This window comes from Mesorhizobium sp. M8A.F.Ca.ET.208.01.1.1 (assembly GCF_004791315.1).
GTDB lineage: Bacteria > Pseudomonadota > Alphaproteobacteria > Rhizobiales > Rhizobiaceae > Mesorhizobium.
The window spans coordinates 1-310 of the sequence record NZ_SRUT01000269.1 but is presented as its reverse complement, the minus strand read 5'-3'; the positions used below and the strand labels follow the sequence as shown (position 1 = coordinate 310).

Here is a 310-nt window from a genome sequence, read left to right as displayed (position 1 = left end):
AGCAAGCAGGGTTTGCGGCTGAGCCCGTTCGATTCGTGGGCCTGGGCCGCATTTGACGCGCAGGCGATGAGCCATTTGTTGCGCGGTCGCTACGAAGAGGCTTGTCGTGCTGCCTACAAGTCCGTCCAAGCCAATCCGGCACATAGCATCACCTATGTGCAATTGGCGGCCGCGCTGGCCAAGCTTGGCCGGTTGGACGAAGCGAAAGCAGCCGCCGCTCGCGTGATCGAGCTCCAGCCGCCCTTTCGCTACAGCCGCCAATTTGCCGGCGTGAATTGCGCGCCCGGGCTCGCGGAGGCTCTTGGCAGCG

Annotated in this window: 1 protein-coding gene; it reads left to right on the top strand. The window is 64.2% G+C overall.

Annotated features, from left to right (window positions below; all coding sequences use genetic code 11):
* Positions 1-310: tetratricopeptide repeat protein (locus EN851_RS35245; RefSeq protein ID WP_245520904.1), on the top strand; the 310-nt coding region annotated here is incomplete at both ends.